Origin of the sequence: Streptomyces sp. NPDC060000 (assembly GCF_042737375.1) — a bacterium.
Lineage (GTDB): Bacteria > Actinomycetota > Actinomycetes > Streptomycetales > Streptomycetaceae > Streptomyces.
On sequence record NZ_JBHWUU010000031.1, the window covers coordinates 46,520 to 66,478 of the forward strand.

Annotated in this window: 16 protein-coding genes, 1 pseudogene and 1 riboswitch; of the genes and pseudogenes, 10 read left to right on the top strand and 7 right to left on the bottom strand. The window is 70.5% G+C overall.

Features of this window, described 5'->3' with window-relative positions:
• The first annotated feature begins 52 nt into the window (after nt 1-52).
• Nucleotides 53-1,162 carry a citrate synthase gene (locus ACFWBB_RS18315; RefSeq protein WP_385272994.1) on the top strand — a complete coding sequence of 370 codons (1,110 nt, stop codon included), beginning with the start codon at nt 53-55 and terminating at the stop codon, nt 1,160-1,162.
• Between the two features lie 104 nt (nt 1,163-1,266).
• On the opposite strand, the gene ACFWBB_RS18320 is transcribed toward ACFWBB_RS18315, so the two are convergent.
• Nucleotides 1,267-1,506, bottom strand: a complete 240-nt coding sequence (locus ACFWBB_RS18320; protein WP_385272882.1) for a hypothetical protein — start codon at nt 1,504-1,506, stop codon at nt 1,267-1,269.
• Between the two features lie 267 nt (nt 1,507-1,773).
• A complete protein-coding gene (locus ACFWBB_RS18325) occupies nt 1,774-2,331 on the bottom strand; it encodes a DUF6082 family protein (RefSeq protein WP_385272885.1) in 558 nt (185 codons plus the stop codon).
• Nucleotides 2,332-2,654: 323 nt separating this feature from the next.
• On the opposite strand from ACFWBB_RS18325, the gene ACFWBB_RS18330 reads away from it, so the two are divergent.
• Entirely contained in the window at nt 2,655-3,767 is a 1,113-nt protein-coding gene (locus tag ACFWBB_RS18330; RefSeq protein WP_385272888.1) for a CobW family GTP-binding protein, read from the top strand.
• Here ACFWBB_RS18330 and ACFWBB_RS18335 read toward each other — a convergent pair.
• A complete protein-coding gene (locus ACFWBB_RS18335) occupies nt 3,764-6,262 on the bottom strand; it encodes a DNA topoisomerase (ATP-hydrolyzing) subunit A (RefSeq protein WP_385272891.1) in 2,499 nt (832 codons plus the stop codon). The genes ACFWBB_RS18330 and ACFWBB_RS18335 overlap by 4 nt on opposite strands.
• A gap of 275 nt (nt 6,263-6,537) precedes the next feature.
• Between ACFWBB_RS18335 and ACFWBB_RS18340 the strand changes: the two genes are divergently transcribed.
• The 4 genes from ACFWBB_RS18340 to ACFWBB_RS18355 all read left to right on the top strand — a co-directional run bounded on the left by ACFWBB_RS18340 (nt 6,538) and on the right by ACFWBB_RS18355 (nt 11,280).
• Nucleotides 6,538-7,881, top strand: a complete 1,344-nt coding sequence (locus ACFWBB_RS18340) for a M16 family metallopeptidase (protein ID WP_385272894.1) — start codon at nt 6,538-6,540, stop codon at nt 7,879-7,881.
• Nucleotides 7,878-9,266 carry a M16 family metallopeptidase gene (locus ACFWBB_RS18345; RefSeq protein ID WP_385272897.1) on the top strand — a complete coding sequence of 463 codons (1,389 nt, stop codon included), beginning with the start codon at nt 7,878-7,880 and terminating at the stop codon, nt 9,264-9,266. Before ACFWBB_RS18340 ends, ACFWBB_RS18345 begins: the two co-directional genes overlap by 4 nt.
• 202 nt (nt 9,267-9,468) lie before the next feature.
• A riboswitch (cyclic di-AMP (ydaO/yuaA leader) is annotated at nt 9,469-9,638 on the top strand.
• A gap of 14 nt (nt 9,639-9,652) precedes the next feature.
• Nucleotides 9,653-10,396, top strand: coding sequence for a M23 family metallopeptidase (locus ACFWBB_RS18350; RefSeq protein WP_385272900.1), 744 nt, complete (start codon nt 9,653-9,655; stop codon nt 10,394-10,396).
• 188 nt (nt 10,397-10,584) lie between these two features.
• Nucleotides 10,585-11,280 (top strand): GntR family transcriptional regulator, encoded by a 696-nt coding sequence (locus tag ACFWBB_RS18355; RefSeq protein ID WP_385272904.1) that lies wholly within the window; start codon nt 10,585-10,587, stop codon nt 11,278-11,280.
• 224 nt (nt 11,281-11,504) lie between these two features.
• Here the strand turns inward: ACFWBB_RS18355 and ACFWBB_RS18360 are convergent, their stop codons facing one another.
• Nucleotides 11,505-11,786: an HPr family phosphocarrier protein gene (locus tag ACFWBB_RS18360; RefSeq protein WP_020125117.1), complete on the bottom strand. Its 282-nt coding sequence runs from the start codon at nt 11,784-11,786 to the stop codon at nt 11,505-11,507.
• Nucleotides 11,787-11,963: 177 nt separating this feature from the next.
• Here ACFWBB_RS18360 and ACFWBB_RS18365 point away from each other — a divergent pair, with 177 nt between their 5' ends.
• The 4 genes from ACFWBB_RS18365 (at nt 11,964) to ACFWBB_RS18380 (ending at nt 17,644) form a co-directional block, all read left to right on the top strand.
• A complete protein-coding gene (locus tag ACFWBB_RS18365) occupies nt 11,964-14,801 on the top strand; it encodes a GNAT family N-acetyltransferase (RefSeq protein WP_385272908.1) in 2,838 nt (945 codons plus the stop codon).
• A gap of 283 nt (nt 14,802-15,084) precedes the next feature.
• Entirely contained in the window at nt 15,085-15,681 is a 597-nt protein-coding gene (locus ACFWBB_RS18370) for a DUF5998 family protein (RefSeq protein WP_385272911.1), read from the top strand.
• On the top strand, nt 15,681-16,925 hold the full coding sequence (locus tag ACFWBB_RS18375) for an alkaline phosphatase family protein (protein ID WP_385272914.1): 1,245 nt from the start codon (nt 15,681-15,683) through the stop codon (nt 16,923-16,925). The genes ACFWBB_RS18370 and ACFWBB_RS18375 overlap by 1 nt, the downstream gene beginning before the upstream one ends.
• A 71-nt stretch (nt 16,926-16,996) precedes the next feature.
• A complete protein-coding gene (locus ACFWBB_RS18380; RefSeq protein ID WP_385272917.1) occupies nt 16,997-17,644 on the top strand; it encodes a thymidine kinase in 648 nt (215 codons plus the stop codon).
• Here the strand turns inward: ACFWBB_RS18380 and ACFWBB_RS18385 are convergent.
• From ACFWBB_RS18385 to ACFWBB_RS18395, 3 genes and pseudogenes are all read right to left on the bottom strand, one after another.
• Nucleotides 17,641-18,540: pseudogene (locus ACFWBB_RS18385) on the bottom strand (IS5 family transposase). The gene ACFWBB_RS18380 and the pseudogene ACFWBB_RS18385 overlap by 4 nt on opposite strands.
• A 116-nt stretch (nt 18,541-18,656) precedes the next feature.
• A complete protein-coding gene (locus ACFWBB_RS18390) occupies nt 18,657-19,067 on the bottom strand; it encodes a VOC family protein (RefSeq protein WP_385272920.1) in 411 nt (136 codons plus the stop codon).
• Between the two features lie 77 nt (nt 19,068-19,144).
• Nucleotides 19,145-19,945 (bottom strand): VOC family protein, encoded by an 801-nt coding sequence (locus tag ACFWBB_RS18395; protein WP_385272923.1) that lies wholly within the window; start codon nt 19,943-19,945, stop codon nt 19,145-19,147.
• Between the last annotated feature and the right edge of the window lie 14 nt (nt 19,946-19,959).

The window sequence follows — 19,959 nt, forward strand, 5'->3', positions numbered from 1 at the left end:
ACGAAAGTAATCCGCAGGCAGATTCGACCCCAAATCGACCCCAACGCCTCGACTGGTCTGCGTCGCGGCCTTGACCTGCATAAACGTAAAGAAGTGGGGGCAATTCCTGTACCGGCAGTACTCCGCCGTGGACCTCGCGCGTACCCGTCGCTTCGAGGATGTCTGGCATCTTCTGATCCACGGCGAGCTGCCCGACGCGCGACGCGGTGCCGCCTTCGCCGCCGAGACCGCGGCACTGCGGAGCCTGCCCGTGGAGGTGAGCGCCGCCCTGCCCGCCCTGGCGGCGGCCGGTGCGGACGCGAATCCGCTGGCCGGGATGCGGACCGCGCTGTCCATGCTGGGCGCGGCGAAGGGTTTCCGGCCGGTGTACGACGTCGACGCCGCCCGGCGCCTTGAGGACACAATCGTCGCGGCCGCAGCCGTACCGACGCTGCTCACGGCGCTGTACCGGCTGGGGCGCGGCCTCGATCCCGTCGAGCCGCGCGAGGACCTGCCGTACGCGGACAACTATCTCTACATGTTGACCGGAGCCGAGCCCGATCCCGAGCACGCCCGGGCCGTGGAGCAATACTTGATCTCCACCATTGATCACGGCTTCAACGCGTCAACGTTCACCGCGAGAGTCATCGCCTCGACCGGGGCGGACGTGGCCGCGTGCCTGGTGGGCGCTGTGGGCGCGCTTTCGGGACCGCTGCACGGTGGTGCGCCCAGTCGCGCGCTGGACACCCTGGATGAGATCGGCACCCCTGACCGCATCGACTCCTGGATTCGTGGGCGGGTCGTCTCCGGGGGCCGCATCATGGGCTTCGGTCACGCCGTCTACCGCACGGAGGACCCCCGTTCGCGCATGCTCCGCGAGATCGCGCGTCGATTCGGAGGCCCGCGAGTCGAGTTCGCCCCGGAGGTGGAGCGGCGCGTCGAGGCGATCCTCGCCGAGCTGAAGCCCGGCCGGGAGCTGCACACGAATGTGGAGTTCTACGCCGGTGTGGTCATGGAACTCTGCGGGCTGCCCCGTGAGATGTTCACCCCGACCTTCGCGGCGGCACGGGTGGTGGGCTGGAGCGCCAACATCCTGGAGCAGGCGGAGGACTCGAAGATCATCCGTCCGATCGCGCGGTACGTGGGGCCGGGAGCGCCGGTCGAGGTGCCCGTGGTGGCCTGAAGCAGTTCCGCCCCCAGGGCGGGCGGAACTGGCAGGAAGGCCCGGCGGCACGGGTGGGCACGCCGGGCCGGATTCCCGAAGGGGGCTGAAGTTCTCGAAAGAGCTTAGAGGTCCGGAATATCGGCCTTCGCGCGAATCAGAGTCTCCCGGGTGATGACGACAATTCTCTCGTGGTCGCCGCGTGAAGCATCGGATGGAAGGTCCGGGTCCAGTGAATCCGTGGCATCCGTGCCGATAATGGCGAAATTGCCGTCGGCAAGTTCAAAGATATCGGGGCAATTCGCCCCGCTGGCGCTTCCTCGGGCGCGCGGAGATGCACCGATCCGACGGATGATCTGACTCACTGTTGCTTCCCTTGGGTCCGTTGGCTTGCGCACGACGACTGCGCGGCGCAAGGCGGGCCCTGTGGGGTGCGCTCGTCATCCGGCGGCGTAGGCGACGATCTGGTGGGGTCCTCTACGCGATCTAGCGCGAGTCAACTCCCTGACGTCCCACCTAACTCTCGACTTCACCCGTTCGTTATGGGCCGAGGGTGTGATTCGACGCGAGGGGGTGCGAGCCCCGGAGCGTAAGCCCTCGGCTGCCGGAGTGCGCCGAGGGCCCGCGAGAGTTCACGGACTCGGCGGCTCGCCCACCACCCACCATTCGTCCGCGTCCGACTCCTCGAGTTGCGTCAGGAGTTCGTCCACCATGCGGCCGAGTTCCGCTTCGTCCGAACCGTCGGCAATCGTCGCCCGCTGGTATCGGGTCGCGTACCAGTACTCCCGTACCACGGGATTCTGTAGAATGCCTCGAATGTATCCGAAGAACTCCTCGCGGGATATGTTGCCGATCCGGTAATAAAACAACACGTTCGTGTAGAGAGCGTTGGCGTACAGGTACTGGCGCCGCTGCTTGGTGGACACGGGAGCCTCGAAGAGGTCCAGTACTTCCGCGAGTTCGGGGTCGTCGATGGCCTTGCTCAGCAACTCCCAGTGCAGACGCTGCTGGTTGGCCAGATTGGTGTGCTGCTGGGAGTGGGCGGTCCGTTCCAGGTGTTCCAGTCGCACGCGCAGTTCCTCCAGCGCATGACGTTGTGCCGCCATGGTGACGAGGGCACCCGCGGCCATGCCGACGGCCGCCGCGGCGACTGCGCCGAGTCCGCGTATCCCAAACTTCTGTGTGGCCATGTCAAAAACCCCCGATCGAGCGGCCGTGCGCCGGTCGTCGGGGTGCGGGTGGACATGACGGGGACCGGCGAGCGGTGGGCGGCGCTTGCCGTCTCCCAGGGTGCCGAGCGGCTCTGATCGGCGGGGGAGGCGGAGGGGAGGCGCACGGAGGGAAGCGAGGGTCGCACGCCAGGGCGCCTTGCCCAACGTCTGCCCCGCAAAAGCTGCTAACAATCGTTCACTTCGCGGTGATTCCCGCGGCTCGTATCCTGGAGCGGCATTCGATCCTCGTACGCGCGCCGGGCCGCGCGCCGGTGCACGCGTAGGTTTCAGAAAGGTCGCACGTGTCGCAGAGCCGCAGTCCGCAGCAGATCCCGGTCGTCGTCCTCGCCGGATTCCTCGGTTCCGGCAAGACGACCCTGCTCAACCATCTCCTGCATCACAGCGGGGGCAGCCGGATCGGTGCGATCGTGAACGACTTCGGCTCCATCGAGATCGATGCCATGGCCGTGGCCGGTGCGCTCGGCGACTCGACCGTCTCCCTCGGCAACGGCTGTCTGTGCTGCGCCGTCGACACCAGTGAACTCGACGTGTATCTCGACCGGCTCGCCGGACCGGCCGTCGGCATCGATGTCATCGTCATCGAGGCCAGCGGCCTCGCCGAGCCCCAGGAACTCGTCCGGATGGTGCTGGCCAGCGAGCATCCAGGCATCGTCTACGGCGGGCTCGTCGAGGTGGTCGACGCCGCCGAGTTCGACGGGACCCGGGCGAAGCACCCCGAGGTCGACCGGCACCTCGCCCTCGCCGACCTCGTCGTGGTGAACAAACTCGACCGTACGCCCGACGCCGACCGGGTGCTCGGACTCGTCCGCTCCCTCACCGACCGGGCCGCGGTCGTGCCTGCCACCTACGGCCGTATCGACCCCGAGTTCCTCTTCGACTGCCGGCCGGGCGAGGAGCGTGTCGGACAGCTGTCCTTCGACGACCTGCACGATCACTCCGAGGGCGATCACGCCGGCCATCTTCACACCGTCTACGACAGCCTCTCCTTCACGTCCGAAGCGCCTCTCGGTCCACGCCGGTTGATGGAGTTCCTCGACAGCCGGCCCGAGGGGCTGTACCGGATCAAGGGGTATGTCGACTTCGGCCCGCGCGACCCGGCCAACCGGTATGCCGTGCACGCCGTCGGCCCCTTCCTCCGCTTCTACCCGGAGCCCTGGTCGGCCGCCGACGCCCGTCTCACGCAGCTCGTCCTCATCGGCTCCGGCATCGACACCGCCGCCCTGGGCAAGGAACTCGAGGCGTGCAAGGACTACGCCCCACACGCCGACGAGCACGGCATGTGGGGCGTCCTGCGCTACGTACAAGCGCCTGATGACGAGGCCTTCCAGGAGGCCGAGGAAGCCGAAGAAACCCAGGAGGCCGAGGCACAGGCCCCGGCCCGGGCCCGGGACTAGAGCGGGCCGGCCACCACCGAGACCGTCTTCGTCAGCGACACACCCGAGCCGTCACGGCGCGGGTCCATCTCCGGCAGCTCGGCCGGCAGACCGTTCTTCTGTGCCGCCTTGGCGGGGACGGGGCCCGCCCAGGCCAGGGACAGGCAGTCCTCGCCCTTCAGGAACCGCTGGCAGCGCACGCCACCTGTGGCGCGGCCCTTGCGCGGGTACTGGTCGAAGGGGGTGAGCTTGGCGGTCGTCTGGACGGAGTCGTCCAGCGTTCCGCGCGAGCCCGCGATCGTGAAGACCACCGCGTCCGCCGCGGGGTCCACGGCCGTGAACGAGATCACCTTCGCGCCCTCGGTGAGCTTGATGCCGGCCATACCGCCCGCCGCGCGGCCCTGCGGACGCACCTGCGAGGCCTGATAGCGCAGCAGCTGGGCGTCGTCGGCGATGAAGACCAGATCCTCCTCGCCGGTACGCAGTTCGACGGCACCGACGATCCGGTCGCCGTCCCGGAGGGTGATGACCTCCAACTCGTCCTTGTTGGTCGGGTAGTCGGGCACGACCCGCTTGACGACGCCCTGTGCCGTGCCGATGGCCAGGCCGGGGGAGGACTCGTCGAGCGTGGTCAGGCAGACCACCGTCTCGTCGCCCTCCAGAGGGACGAACTCCGCAAGCGGGGCGCCGCCCGAGAGGTTCGGCGCCGAGGCCGTGTCCGGGAGCTGCGGCAGGTCGACGACGTTGATCCGCAGCAGACGACCCGAGGAGGTGACCGCGCCGATCTCCCCGCGCGCGGTGGCGGACACCGCCGAGACGATCACGTCGTGCTTCGTGCGCTTGCCGCCGTCTCCATCTCCGTCCCCGTCCCCGTCCCCTTCTCCGTCCCCGGCGTTCGCCGTGAAGGGTTCGCCGTTCGCCGTGCGGGCCAGCAGACCCGTGGAGGACAGCAGGACACGGCACGGGGCGTCCGCGACCTGGAGGGGTACGGCGGTGGCCGTGGCACCCGACGACTCCAGCAGGACCGTACGGCGCTCGGTGCCGAACCTCTTCGCCACCGAAGCCAGTTCGGCCGAGACCAGCTTGCGCAGCTCCGCGTCCGAGTCCAGGATGCGGGTCAGCTCGGTGATCTCCTCGTTGAGCTTCTCCTTCTCCGCCTCCAGTTCGATGCGGTCGAACCTCGTCAGCCGGCGCAGCGGGGTGTCCAGGATGTACTGGGTCTGGATGTCCGACAGCGAGAAGCGCTCCATCAGGCGCTCTTTCGCCTGCGCGCTGTTGTCGCTGGAGCGGATCAGCCGGATGACCTCGTCGATGTCGACGAGCGCCGTCAGCAGGCCCTCCACCAGGTGCAGCCGGTCACGGCGCTTGCTGCGCCGGAACTCGCTGCGGCGGCGCACCACGGTGAAGCGGTGGTCCAGGTAGACCTCGAGAAGCTCCTTGAGGCCCAGCGTGAGCGGCTGGCCGTCGACCAGTGCCACATTGTTGATGCCGAAGGACTCCTCCATCGGCGTCAGCTTGTACAGCTGCTCCAGGACCGCCTCCGGCACGAAGCCGTTCTTGATCTCGATGACCAGGCGCAGTCCGTGCGCGCGGTCGGTGAGGTCCTTGACGTCGGCGATGCCCTGGATCTTCTTCGAGCCGACCAGGTCCTTGATCTTGGCGATGACCTTCTCGGGCCCGACGGTGAAGGGCAGTTCGGTGATGACCAGGCCCTTGCGGCGGGCCGTGACGGTCTCCACCGACACCGTGGCGCGGATCTTGAACGTGCCGCGGCCGTTCTCGTAGGCGTCCCGGATGCCGGAGAGGCCGACGATCCGGCCGCCGGTGGGCAGGTCGGGGCCCGGAACGTACTTCATCAGGGCGTCGAGGTCCGCGCCCGGGAAGCGGATCAGGTGGCGGGCGGCCGCGATGACCTCGCCCAGATTGTGCGGCGGCATGTTCGTGGCCATGCCGACCGCGATCCCGGACGCGCCGTTGACCAGGAGGTTCGGGAACGCGGCGGGCAGCGCGACCGGCTCCTGTTCCTGACCGTCGTAGTTGGGCGTGAAGTCGACCGTGTCCTCGTCGATCGACTCGGTCATCAGGCTCGTCGCCGCGGCCTGGCGGCACTCGGTGTACCGCATGGCGGCCGGCGGGTCGTCGTTGCCCAGCGAACCGAAGTTGCCGTGCCCGTCGACCAGCGGCACCCGCATGGAGAAGGGCTGGGCCATCCGCACCAGCGCGTCGTAGATCGACGCGTCGCCGTGCGGGTGCAGCTTGCCCATGACCTCGCCGACGACCCGGGCGCACTTCACGTATCCGCGCTCCGGGCGCAGACCCATCTCGTTCATCTGGTAGACGATGCGGCGGTGCACCGGCTTGAGGCCGTCACGGGCGTCAGGCAGGGCGCGGGAGTAGATGACCGAGTACGCGTACTCGAGGAAGGAGCCCTGCATCTCGTCGACGACGTCGATGTCGAGGATCCGCTCCTCGTACGAGTCGTCGGGCGGCGGGGTCTTCGTGCTGCGGCGGGCCATCGCTGCCGGCTCCTTGCTGGAACGTGATACGGGATCTGACGCGGACCATTGTGGACCGTGGCACTGACAGCGCGGGCGGGACCCGGCGTCGGCCGACCGGCCCGAACGCAGAGGCATCTCCTCCACGGCTGCCCGCAGGCTACGCGATCTCGCTCTCGGCGTATGTCGTCCGGGAACTTCGCGGACCGTGCGCACGCTTGCATACAGTGGCAGGACCGGCAGGAAAACCGCGGTTTCGACGACCGCGTCCGCGATCGGAAGGGACGTACATGCCCATGGGTCACACGGCCACAGCCCAGACAGGCTCCGGGGGCCTGACAGCGACCGAGCACCGTCTGGCCAACGGCCTGCGCGTGGTGCTCTCGGAGGACCATCTGACCCCCGTCGCGGCGGTGTGCCTCTGGTACGACGTCGGTTCACGCCACGAAGTCAAGGGGCGTACCGGTCTTGCTCACCTTTTCGAGCACCTGATGTTCCAGGGCTCCGGCCAGGTCAAGGGCAACGGCCACTTCGAGCTGGTCCAGGGGGCGGGCGGCTCGCTCAACGGCACCACCAGCTTCGAGCGCACGAACTACTTCGAGACCATGCCCACCCACCAGCTGGAGCTCGCCCTCTGGCTGGAGGCCGACCGCATGGGCTCGCTGCTCACCGCGCTAGACGACGAGTCGATGGAGAACCAGCGCGACGTCGTCAAGAACGAGCGCCGCCAGCGCTACGACAACGTCCCCTACGGCACGGCCTTCGAGAAGCTGACGGCCCTCGCCTACCCGGACGGCCACCCGTACCACCACACTCCGATCGGCTCGATGGCCGACCTGGACGCGGCGACCCTGGAGGACGCGCGCGCGTTCTTCCGCACGTACTACGCGCCCAACAACGCGGTCCTTTCCGTGGTCGGTGACATCGACCCGGAGCAGACCCTCGCCTGGGTCGAGAAGTACTTCGGCTCCATCCCCGGCCACGACGGCAAGCCCGCGCCGCGTGACGGCGGGCTGCCCGACGTCATGGGCGAGCAGCTGCGCGAGATCGTCGAGGAGGAGGTGCCGGCCCGTGCGCTGATGGCCGCCTACCGGCTGCCCGAGGACGGCACGCGTGCGTGCGACGCCGTCGACCTGGCGCTCACCGTCCTGGGCGGCGGCGAGTCCTCCCGCCTCTACAACCGGCTCGTGCGCCGGGACCGTACGGCCGTCGCGGCCGGCTTCGGCCTGCTGCGGCTCGCCGGAGCGCCCTCCCTGGGCTGGCTGGACGTGAAGACGTCCGGCGACGTCGAGGTGCCCGTCATCGAGGCCGCCATCGACGAGGAGCTCGCCCGGTTCGCCGAGGAGGGCCCCACGGACGAGGAAATGGAGCGGGCCCAGGCGCAGTTGGAGCGCGAGTGGCTCGACCGGCTCGGCACGGTCGCCGGCCGCGCCGACGAACTGTGCCGGTTCGCCGTCCTGTTCGGTGACCCGCAGCTCGCCCTGACCGCCGTCCAGCGCGTGCTGGACGTGACGTCCGAGGAGGTGCAGGAGATCGCCAAGGCCCGCCTGCGCCCTGACAACCGCGCGGTGCTCGTCTACGAGCCGACCGCCGCCGAAGCCCCCGCCGACCAGGACGAGAACGAGGAGGCGGCCCGGTGACCGAGCTCGCCACGATGGACTTCCACCCCCAGCCCCGGGCGGGCGAGGCCAAGCCGTGGGCGTTCCCGGCGCCCGAGCGCACCGCGCTGGCCAACGGCCTGACCGTGCTGCACTGCCACCGTCCCGGCCAGCAGGTCGTCGCCGTCGAGATCCTGCTCGACGCGCCCCTGGACGCCGAACCGGCCGGCCTCGACGGAGTCGCCACGATCATGGCGCGCGCGTTCTCGGAGGGCACCGACAAGCACTCCGCCGAGGAGTTCGCCGCCGAACTGGAGCGCTGCGGCGCCACCTTGGACGCGCACGCCGATCACCCCGGCGTCCGGCTGAGCCTCGAGGTGCCGGCCTCGCGCCTGCCCAAGGGTCTCGGCCTGCTCGCCGACTCCCTGCGGGCGCCCGCGTTCGCGGACAGCGAGACCGAGCGCCTCGTCCGCAACCGCCTGGACGAGATCCCGCACGAGTTGGCCAACCCCTCCCGGCGTGCCGCCAAGGAGCTCTCCAGGGAGTTGTTCCCGGCCACCGCGCGCATGTCGCGCCCGCGCCAGGGCACCGCGGAGACGGTCGAGAAGATCGACTCCGCTGCCGTACGCGCCTTCTACGAGAAGCACGTCCGGCCCGCCACGGCCACCGCCGTGGTCGTCGGCGACCTCACCGGCGTCGACCTGGACGCGCTCCTCGGCGACACCCTGGGCGCCTGGACGGGCTCCTCGGCCCAGCCACGGCCGGTGCCGCCGGTGACCGCCGACGACACCGGCCGGGTCGTCATCGTGGACCGCCCCGGCGCCGTCCAGACGCAGCTGCTGATCGGCCGCATCGGCGCCGACCGGCACGACCGTGTGTGGCCCGCGCAGGTCCTCGGCACGTACTGCCTCGGTGGCACCCTCACCTCCCGGCTGGACCGCGTCCTGCGCGAGGAGAAGGGCTACACGTACGGTGTCCGCGCGTTCGGCCAGGTCCTGCGGTCGGCCCCGGACGGCTCGGGCGCGGCGATGCTCGCCATCAGCGGCTCCGTCGACACCCCGAACACCGGTCCCGCCCTGGACGACCTGTGGAAGGTGCTGCGCACCCTCGCCGCCGAGGGGCTGACGGACGCCGAGCGTGACATCGCCGTGCAGAACCTGGTCGGCGTGGCGCCGCTGAAGTTCGAGACCGCCGCCGCCGTCGCCGGCACGCTGGCCGACCAGGTCGAGCAGCACCTGTCCGACGACTTCCAGGCCACGCTCTACCAGCAGCTCGCCGCGACCGGCACGGTGGAGGCCACCGCGGCGGCCGTGAACGCCTTCCCGGTGGACCGCCTCGTGACCGTCCTCGTCGGTGACGCGGCCCGGATCAGGGAGCCGGTCGAGGCTCTCGGCATCGGTGAGGTCAAGGTCGTGTCCGCGGAGTAGATCCCGGCAACGGCACGCGCGCGCAGGGGCCCTGGTCGACGAAAGCGTCACCAGGGCCCCTGCGTGTCCGAATTGGGGCGGAGGTTGCCTGTCTGCCCTGTGGGATGCGCTACAAAAACCGAGATCCGTTTGAGGATTGAAACCCGCGCCGCTTAACGTCATCCGGGCTGTTCGTCAGGCAGTGCGCCGCAGCCGCGGCACCGGACAGTCATCGCCGAGTCCCCGTACGGCGCGAGCCAGGGGAGCCGGGGACCCACTTGTGAAGTCCCTGGGGTGAATCGGACGCCCGCGCGCGAAGCGCGAGGGGGTCCGTAGGAGACCTTCCTGCTCCGAACCCGTCAGCTAACCCGGTAGGCGAGAGGGAAGGAAAGGACACCCCCAACTTCATGGCGTTCACCTGCGCCACCGGGAAGCACCGTCGGCCCAGCCGGATGCAGCGCACCAGCGTCCGCGCGGCGGGCATCGCGGCGCTCACCACCACCGGTGTCATGGCCACCGTCGCCTCCACCCCGGCTTTCGCCGCCGAGCCCACCCCCGAGCAGACCGGGCTCATCCCCGTCGTCACCGCCGGCGAGTCCGTCGTCGAGCAGATCGACGACCAGGTCGCCGTGCAGAAGCAGGCGGCCTTCGAGCAGGCCGCCCGCGAGGCCGCCGCCAAGAAGGCCGTGGAGGAGCGCGCGGCACGCGTGCGTGCCGCCCGTGAGGCCGAGCGCAAGCTCCTCAACACCTTCGTGTCGCCGATCACCGGTTCCTACGTCTCCACCGGCTACCAGGCCAGCAGCTCGCTGTGGTCCTCCGGCAGTCACACCGGCATCGACTTCCACGCCGCGAGCGGTACCTCCGTGCACGCGGTCGGCTCCGGCACCGTCGTCGAGGCCGGCTGGGGCGGGTCCTACGGCAACCAGATCGTCATCAAGATGAACGACGGGACGTACACCCAGTACGGTCACCTGTCGTCCATCGAGGTGTCGGTGGGTCAGCAGGTCACCCCCGGTCTGCGGATCGGCCTGTCCGGCGCCACCGGCAACGTCACCGGTCCGCATCTGCACTTCGAGGCCCGTACCACGGCGGAGTACGGCTCGGACATCGACCCGGTCGCCTATCTCCGTAAGCACGGCGTGAACGTCTGACGTCCCACGGCGACAGATCGTCCTGCCCCGGCCCTCCCGGCCGGGGCTTTCGCTGTTTCCGAGGCTCTGCTGTCCAAAAAATATCCCTGGATTCCGGCCCGCCATCGGAAATTCCCGCTCATTGCAATAGAGTCACGGAACACACGTCAATCGTCGACGTTTCACGGGGATTAAGGCGGAGGTCCGTCATGCGTATTCCGGCGCACTCGGTGTGCACGGCCATTCGGGACGACATCGTCGCGGGTGTCTACGAGCGCGGCAGCCGCCTCACCGAGGAACTCCTCGCCCGCCGCTACGGCGTTTCGCGCGTCCCTGTCCGGGAGGCGCTGCGCACGCTGGAGGCCGAGGGCTTCGTCGTCACGCGGCGGCACGCGGGCGCGTGCGTCGCGGAACCGACCGAGCAGGAGGCGGCCGACCTGCTGGAGATGCGCATGCTCCTGGAGCCGCTCGGCGCCTCCCGGGCCGCCCAGCGGCGCACCGAGGCCCATCTGAAGGTGCTGCGCGGGCTCGTCCGGCTGGGCCAGGAGCGGGCCAGGCGGGGCAACAGCGAGGATCTGCGCTCCCTGGGGAGCTGGTTCCACGAGACGCTCGCACAGTCCTCCGGCAGCCATGCCCTGACGTCGATGCTCACCCAGCTGCGCCACAAGATCGCCTGGATGTACGCGGTGGACGCCCCGGCGAACCCCGCGGAGTCCTGGGCGGAGCACGGCGCGATCGTGGACGCGGTGGCCCGTGGCGACGGCGAGCGCGCGCGGGCGATCACCCTGCTGCACACCGAGCGGGCGACGGCCGCGCACCGGTTGCGCTTTTCCGGCGGCACCGGGCGCATCGACCGTGTGAGGACTTCGCAACCTCCCGTAAACATGACGGGTCTGCGGCATTAACACAGGGGCCGTATACAAAGAGGGGATAATTCGCGGGGGATTATTTCTGCTGCCCGACAACGGGAAATGCGAAGGGCTCGCCCGATAATTCGGACGAGCCCTTCGGGGTCAGCGGGACGGCGCCTTTGAAGCGACGAACACCACAACCATCAATTGAGAAACCCCGACGACGCGCAACCGTCTCCGCCGGAGCGGCGGCGGCTCAGCGGCACAGGGGTGTGCGCTCAGACGGTCTCGGGAAGCTCCTCGAGCCCCTCGGCGACCAGCTTCGCCAGTCGGTCGAGGGCGGCGTCCGCGCCGTCGGCCTCGGAGGCGAGGACGATCTCCTCGCCGCCCTGGGCGCCCAGGCCGAGAACGGCCAGCATGGAGGCCGCGTTGACGGGGTTGCCGTCGGCCTTGGCGATCGTCACCGGGATACCTGCGGCCGTGGCGGCCCGGACGAAGATGGAAGCGGGGCGGGCGTGGAGGCCCTCGGCCCAGCCGACGTTGACGCGGCGCTCAGCCATGTGATGCTGCCCTTCAGTGTTTCAGGTTGTCTAGACCAGTGTTCCACACGTGAAGCGTGTGAGGGAGGGGCTGTGTGTCCCTCCTGGCGTGGTTGCCGGATCGCGGCCTCGATCCGGCTTCCGTCCTGCACAGACTGCCTCGCGCCGTTGTCGTGCGCGAGCCGTACTCTGGGCCCCATGCAGAGCGCGTCGGACCGGCACGAGTACCCCGCCCACTGGGAGGCCGACGTGGTGCTCCGCGACGGCGGCACCTCACGCATCCGCCCCATCACCGTCGATGACGCCGAGCGCCTGGTCAGCTTCTACGAGCAGGTTTCGGACGAGTCGAAGTACTACCGCTTCTTCGCGCCCTACCCGCGTCTGTCCGCCAAGGACGTCCACCGCTTCACGCACCACGACTTTGTGGACCGGGTGGGACTCGCGGCCACGGTCGGCGGCGAGTTCATCGCCACCGTACGCTATGACCGCATTGGTGCCGACGGGATGGCGGCCTCGGCGCCGGCCGACGAGGCCGAGGTCGCGTTCCTCGTGCAGGACGCCCACCAGGGCCGGGGCGTCGCCTCCGCGCTGCTCGAACACATCGCGGCCGTGGCGCGTGAGCGTGGCATCCGCCGGTTCGCGGCCGAGGTGCTTCCGGCCAACACCAAGATGATCAAAGTGTTCACGGACGCCGGCTACACCCAGAAGCGCAGCTTCGAGGACGGCGTCGTACACCTGGAGTTCGGCCTCGAACCCACCGAGCGCTCCCTCGCCGTGCAGCGCGCGCGTGAGCAGCGCGCCGAGGCGCACTCCGTACGGCGGTTGCTGGCGCCCGGCTCCGTCGCCGTCGTCGGCACCGGCCGCGCTCCCGGTGGCGTCGGCCGAAGCGTCCTCGGCAACCTCCGCGAGGCGGGCTTCACCGGGCCTCTGTACGCCGTGAACAAGGCCTTCCCCGAGGATCTGAAGGAACTGGACGGCGTGCCGGCCCACCGCTCGGTGCGCGACATAGCCGCGCCGGTCGACCTCGCGGTACTCGCCGTCCCGGCGGAGCAGGTGCCCGAAGCGGTCGCCGAGTGCGGCGAGCACGGCGTGCAGGGACTCGTCGTTCTCTCCGCCGGCTACGCGGAGAGCGGACCCGACGGGCGTGAGCGCCAGCGTGAACTCGTCCGCCACGCACGCGCGTACGGCATGCGGATCATCGGCCCCAATGCCTTCGGGGTCATCAACACCTCCCCGGAGGTGCGACTCAACGCCTCACTGGCCCCGGAGATGCCGAGGCCCGGCCGGATCGGCCTGTTCGCCCAGTCCGGCGCCATCGGCATCGCCCTGCTGTCCCGTCTGCACCGGCGTGGCGGAGGAGTCACCGGCGTCACCGGCGTGTCGACCTTCGTCTCCTCCGGCAACCGTGCGGACGTCTCCGGCAACGACGTCCTCCAGTACTGGTACGACGACCCCGACACCGACGTCGCCCTCATGTACCTGGAGTCCATCGGCAACCCGCGCAAGTTCACCCGCCTCGCACGGCGCACGGCGGCCGCAAAGCCCCTGGTCGTCGTACAGGGCGCGGGATCCGCCCCCCAGGGGCACGCCGTACGGGCCACGCGGCTGCCGCACGCGACGGTGTCGGCACTGCTGCGGCAGGCCGGTGTGATCCGCGTGGACACCATCACCGAACTGGTCGACGCGGGGCTGCTGCTCGCCCGTCAGCCGCTGCCGACGGGACCGCGGGTGGCGATCCTCGGCAACTCCGAGTCGCTGGGCCTGCTGACGTACGACGCCTGTCTCTCGGAGGGACTGCGGCCGCTGCCGCCGCTGGACCTGACGACAGAGGCCTCCGCGCAGGACTTCCACGCGGCGCTGGCCCGGGCGCTGGCCGACGAGACGTGCGATGCGGTGGTCGTCACGGCGATCCCGGCGATCGGGGAGCGATCGCCGGGGGACGCGGAACTCGCCGAGGCCCTGAGGTCGGCCACGGCCGCCGCTCCCGCCAAACCGGTGCTCGTCGTACACGTGGAACTCGGCGGTCTCGCGACGGCGCTGTCGGCCGCGGCGAGCACCGCACCGCGCCCGGAAACGGCCTCACGCGCGCGTACCGGCGTCCCGGACCGCGCGCCTGGAGACGTCCCGGACGGCGGACCGCCGGCGTCCCCCGCCGTCGAAGCACCCGAGGGGACCCACCTCATCCCCGCCTACCCCGCGGCCGAACGTGCCGTCCGCGCGCTCGCCGAGGTGGTGAAGTACGCCCAGTGGCGGCGCGAGGCGGCCGTCGCAGGCAAGGTGCCCGAGTACGAGGACATCGACGAGAAGGGCGCCGCCGAACTGATCGGCGGGCTCCTCTCGCGCGGGCAGGGCCTGACCCTCGGCACCGACGAGACGCGCGAGCTGCTCGGCCGCTACGGCATCAGCATCCGCCGGGCGATCCCGGCGCCGACTCCCGACGACGCGGCGCGGGCCGCGGACGCCCTCGGCTATCCCGTCGCCCTCAAGGCCACCGCCCCGCACCTGCGGCACCGTGCCGACCTGGGCGGTGTACGCCTCGACGTGGCCGACGAGGAGCAACTGCGGCGGTCGTACGCCGAGTTGACCGAGCTCTTCGGGAAGCCGGAGGAGATCCGCCCGGTCGTCCAGGCGATGGCCCCGCGCGGGGTCGACACGGTCGTCCGCGCGGTCATCGACCCGGCGGCCGGCGCCGTCCTGTCCTTCGGGCTCGCCGGCGCCGCCTCGCAGCTGCTCGGCGACATGGCACACCGGCTGGTCCCGGTCACCGACCGCGACGCGACCTCGCTGATCCGGTCCATCAGGACCGCCCCGCTCCTCTTCGGCTGGCGCGGCTCGACGCCCGTCGACACCGCCGCCCTCGAGGAGCTGCTGCTGCGGGTGTCCCGGCTGGTCGACGACCACCCCGAGGTCGTCGCGGTCACCCTCGAGCCGGTCGTCGTCGCCCCGCACGGCCTGAGCGTTCTCGGCGCCTCCGTACGCCTCGCGCCCCCGCCGGCCCGCGACGACCTCGGACCGAGGACGCTGCCTGCGTACTGAGGAGGCCGCGGACGACCGGCCCGGCCCGCCGGTCTCCTGCCCGACGGCCGCAGCTGCGCAGGCGTACGCGCACGCGTGAAGATCGTCCCCGCGGACGCTCGGAGATCGTCCGGGCGCATGGTGCGTGGCCACGCCCGCGTGGCCACGCCGCCCGGGCCGGGGCTCACCCCGCGGCCGCGCCCCGCCGGGCCACCGACGGGGCACCGGCGCAGCGCGCCACGGCCGCCGACGACGTACCGAAGCGGTGCTGAGCGGTGCCTCGCAGTCAGTGGGTCCCCGTAGGATGGAGGGCATGGCCAAGACCAGTACGACGACCCAGGGGCTGCGCGCGGCGATCGAGCGCAGCGGCTACTACCCGGCCCTCGTGGCCGAGGCGGTGGAGGCCGCCGTGGGCGGCGAGCCGATCCGGTCGTACCTGGTCCACCAGGAGACCACGTTCGACCAGAACGAGGTGCGCCGGCATGTGACCGTGCTGGTCCTCACCGGCAACCGCTTCATCGTCAGCCACACCGACGAGCAGGCCGCCGACACCACCTCTCCGACTCCGTACGCCACTACGTCCACGGAGTCCGTGAAACTCAGCCGGATCTCGTCCGTCGTCCTCAGCCGCGTCGTCGCCAACCCGGAGTCGTACACGCCGGGCACGCTGCCGCGCGAGGTGGTGCTGACCATCGGCTGGGGCGCCGTCTCCCGCATCGACCTCGAGCCCGCCGCCTGCGGCGACCCCAACTGCGACGCCGACCACGGCTACACCGGCAGCTCGACGGCGGACGACCTCAGCCTGCGCGTGAGCGAGGCCGGCGACGGCCCCGAGACGGTCCGCCAGGCCCTCGTCTTCGCGCAGTCGCTCTCCGAGGCGACAGCGGACGTAACCCGCTGATGTCCCACCCGCCGCCCCCCGCCGCCCATGATCGAGGGCGCTCCGCGCCCACCTCTTCCGGCCCCGCCCCCTGGGACTTCCCCGAACCGCTCGCCGTCGGCTCCGCCCCCGTCCCCGAGTACGGCTCCGGCTCCCTCGCCGATCTGCTTCCGACGCTGGCGGCGGGCATGGGCGTACCCGGTCTGACCGCTGCGATCACGGAGCTGACCCCCGCCGACCGCAACTGCGTCTTCCTGATCGACGGCCTCGGCTGGGAGCAGATCAAGGCCCACCCCGACGAGGCGCCCTACCTCCACGCGCTGCTCGGCACCTCACGCGGCGGCACCGGACGCCCGCTCACCGCCGGCTACCCGGCGACCACCGCGACCTCCCTCGCCTCCGTGGGCACCGGCCTGCCTCCGGGCGCCCACGGCCTGCCCGGCTACACCGTGCGCAACCCGGCGACCGGCGAGTTGATGAACCAGCTCCGCTGGCAGCCGTGGACGGCCCCGGGCGCCTGGCAGCCGTACCCCACGGTCTTCCAGCTCGCCCACAAGGCGGGTGTGCACGCCGCGCAGGTGTCGTCCCCCACGTTCCAGAACACCCCGCTGACCAAGGTCGCGCTCAGCGGCGGAACGTTTCACGGGCGGCTGACCGGCGAGGAGCGCATGGACTTCGCCGCCGAGCAACTCGCCGCGGGCGACCGCTCCCTCGTCTACACGTACTACGCGGAACTGGACGGCGCCGGTCACCGTTACGGCGTCGCCTCCGACACCTGGCGCGGCCAGCTCATGTACGTCGACCGGCTCGTCCAGCGCCTCGCCGAGCAGCTCCCGCCGCGCAGCGCGCTCTACGTCACCGCCGACCACGGCATGGTCGACGTGCCCTTCGACGAGGAGCACCGCATCGACTTCGACGCGGACTGGGAGCTGCGCGCCGGGGTCGCCCTGCTGGGCGGCGAGGGCCGCGCCCGCCATGTCTACGCCGTGCCCGGTGCCGAGCAGGACGTCCTGACCTGCTGGCGCGAGGTGCTCGGCGAGCAGTTCTGGGTGGCCTCACGCGACGAGGCGATCGCCGCGGGCTGGTTCGGGCCGCAGGTCGACAAGCGGGTCTACGCCCGCCTCGGCGATGTGGTCGCCGCCGCCCGGGACGACGTCCTGATCATCGCCTCCGAACGGGAGCCCAAGGAGTCGTCGATGGTCGGCAACCACGGCTCGATGACCCCTGCCGAGCAGCTGGTCCCGCTGCTGGAAGTACGCTCCTGACGCCCAGAACCGTTTCTCCTGCTTCTTCTGCCGCTGCTTCTTCACCTTTATCGAAAGGCGCTCGACTCCCCATGCCCGAGCTGGTGTTCTTCTCCGGAACCATGGACTGCGGGAAGTCGACGCTGGCTCTCCAGATAGAGCACAACCGCTCCGCGCGGGGCCTCCAGGGCATGATCTTCACGCGGGACGACCGCGCGGGCGAGGGCAAGCTGTCCTCCCGTCTCGGCCTGGTCACCGACGCGGTCGAGGTCGAGGACGGTCAGGACCTCTACGTCTCCCTCGTCGACCACCTCTCGCAGGGCGGCCGCGCGGACTACGTGATCGCGGACGAGGCGCAGTTCCTGGCCGAAGAGCAGATCGACCAGCTGGCGCGCGTGGTCGACGACCTGGACATCGACGTCTACGCCTTCGGTATCACCACCGACTTCCGCTCCAAGCTGTTTCCCGGCTCCCAGCGGCTCGTCGAACTCGCCGACCGCGTCGAGGTGCTCCAGGTCGAGGCCCTGTGCTGGTGCGGTGCCCGCGCCACGCACAACGCGCGCACGGTGGGCGGTGTCATGGTCGTGGAGGGCGCCCAGGTCGTCGTCGGCGACGTCGACCAGGCGGACACGGTCGGCTACGAGGTCCTGTGCAGGCGTCACCACCGCCGCCGTATGACCTCGGCGTCGGCGCGGGCGGCAGCCCTGTCGCCGGACGTGCTGCCGGTACACCAGGCCTAGGCCGTGTTTCGAAGTAGGCGGAGCCATTCGTTGATGGCGGTGATGTGGACGGTGGCCAGGTAGCGGACGGCGAGCTTGTCGAACCGGGTGGCTGCCGCCCGGTGGCGTTTGAGGGTTTGATGCCGCACTCCACGGCATGCCGGCCGCGGTAGTCGATCGGGGTCGAAGGCGGGCGGGCGGCCGCCATGCCGCGCCTGCGCCGGTGACCGGTCTGGTCAGCAGGCTCGGGAATGGTGCAGGCGATCTGGCGCCGCCGCAGGTGGGCGCGGATGGCGCGGGAGGAATACGCCTTGTCGGCGCGGACCCGCTGCGGCCGGGTCCGCGGTCGGCCACCATCCGGCCGGGCGATGCGGATACCGGCCATCACCGCCTCGAAGCGCGGGGCATCCCCGGCCTGCCCGGCGCTCAGGACCAGCGACAAGGGCCTTTGCCCGTGCTCGCAGGCCAGGTGCAGCTTGGTCGACAGCCCGCCGCGGGAGCGGCCCAGCGCGTGATCGCCCGGCTCCGGTGTGCTCCGCCGGGCGGCTCGCGCTGGGTATCCGGCTGCCGCCGGGCGCCGGCGGTGTGCTGATGCGCGCGCATGATGGTGGAATCCACACTCACCTGCCAGTCGACCAGCCCCGCCGCATCGGCTCTGGTCTGCAACGCGGCCAGGATGCACGTCCAGACTCCGTCGCGCTGCCAGCGCCGGAACAGCGCGTAGACCGCCTGCCAGGAGCCGTAGCACGCGGGCACGTCCCGCCACAGCGCGCCGACCCGCACCCGCGATCGGATGCCGTCGATGAGCTGCCGCTTGGTCCACTTCGAGGGCCGACCCAGCCGCGTGGGAGCAGGTAACAACGGCTCCAGGCTCGCCACCGTGCGTCGGTCAAATCGAACCGCCGCGCGTCACCTATACGGTGGCCACGAGGTCTCCGGTGTCTGGTTCTTCTTGGTCGAATGCACCCTTACCGGAGAGCTCACTGCTTCCCGATCAGGACAGGCCGCCGCTCAGCTCACTCCGAAACACGCCCTAGTCGCGCTTGGGCCAGACGAGGCCCTGATCGGTCCAGATGACACCCTTGTTGCGGCAGAGGCAGAAGGGGTGGCCGATGGGGTCGGCGTAGACGCGGAAGCCGTAGCCGTCGGGGCCGGTGCAGTCCCGCTGCAGGGTCGCGCCGAGGGCCAGGACGCGGCGCTGTTCGGCCTCGATGTCGTCGACTTCGAAGTCGAGGTGAAACTGCTTGGGGTGCTCGCTGTCGGGCCACTTCGGGGCGCGGTAGTCCTCCACCTGGATGAAGGCCAGTTCGATCTCGCCGAACTGGATACCGGCCCAGTTCTCGTTACTGCTCTCCTTGACCGGGAGTCCCATCACCTCGGAGTAGAAGGCTGCCAGCTTCATCGTGTCCGGGCAATCGATGATGAAGTCGGTTAGTCGTAGCATCCCGCGATCTTGTCACAAGATCAAATGAGCCGGACTTTGAGACAGGCCCTTGCGTCGGCGGCTTCAGGGGCCGTCTCTCACCGAGGCCCCTGGATCACGGAGAAGCGGGCTCCCTCGGGGTCGGCCACGGTCGCCACGCGCCCGTGCGCGCTGTCGTGGGCCGTGTCGAGGACATGCCCGCCGAGACTCGCGACGAGGCCGAGCGCCACGTCCGTGTCTGCCACCTCGAAGTACGTCGTCCAGTGCGGTCCCAGGTCCCGGGGCAGCGCGGTGCCCACACCGTGGATGCCGGCGACCGGGTGGCCGGCGACCTGCAGGGTCACGTAGTCGAAGTCGGCGGACGACTCCGTCTCCTCGTAGCCGAAGACCGTCTCGTAGAACTTGCGGACGCTCGCGGCCTCATAGGTCGTCAGCTCGTTCCAGACCGGGGTGCCCGGCACGCCGGTGATGGTGGTGCCGACGTGGGCAGCCGCCTGCCAGACGCCGAAGACGGCGCCTGAGGGGTCGGAGCCGATCGCCAGCCGTCCGGCGTCGGATGCGTCCAGTGGGCCGACTCCGATCGTGCCGCCGCACAGCCGGACCGTTTCGGCGGTCGTGTCCACGTCGTCCGAGGCGAAGTAGGGCGTCCAGGCGACCGGGAGGTGGCGGTCCGGGGGCAGTTCACCGATGCCGGCCACCTCCCGGCCGTCGAGCAGCGCCCGCACGTACGGGCCGAGGTGCTGCGGGCCGGGCCGGAACTCCCAGCCGAACAGCTCGCCGTAGAACTCCTGCGTCGTGGTCAACCCGTGCGCCATCAGACTCACCCAGCAGGGTGTACCGGGCGCGTACCGGGCGTGTGCTGCGCCGATCGGACCGGCCGACCCGCCTGCCTCGGTCATCGTCACTCTCTCCT